Source organism: Elizabethkingia argenteiflava (assembly GCF_009904105.1).
GTDB lineage: Bacteria > Bacteroidota > Bacteroidia > Flavobacteriales > Weeksellaceae > Elizabethkingia > Elizabethkingia argenteiflava.
Map to the genome: position 1 here is coordinate 1 of NZ_JAAABJ010000488.1, position 401 is coordinate 401.

General features: G+C 34.9%; 1 rRNA gene. It reads left to right on the top strand.

Annotated elements, in window-relative coordinates:
- A 5S ribosomal RNA gene (gene rrf, locus GNY06_RS06200) occupies positions 1–102 on the top strand; the annotation flags it as partial.
- Positions 103–401 lie beyond the last annotated feature (299 nt).

The following is a 401-nucleotide window of genomic DNA, read 5'->3' on the forward strand; positions in this document are numbered from 1 at the left end:
GGTTATAGCGGTGGGGCTCACCTGTTCCCATTCCGAACACAGAAGTTAAGCCCACCAGCGCCGATGGTACTGCGCAAGCGGGAGAGTAGGTCGCCGCCAGTTTTTATTTTTAAGAAACCTTTGCATATGTATGCAAAGGTTTTTTTGTTTTAAAGATGTTTTTAGGATAGCTTATACTCAGAGTTTAGGTATAAGGTCATGCTTATAGCATACATTGATATATGAGTTTTTAGGATATATTTATTATGGATCCTAATAGATTACAGCTCGAATGTCCTAATCAATAAATTAATAGCATTGGGGGTAGATCATCCAATAATAATAAAAAATATATTTAGATATTCAAATACATATAATCTGGACGCTTGATATTCTTTCATATACCTTGTATTTACAAGCAA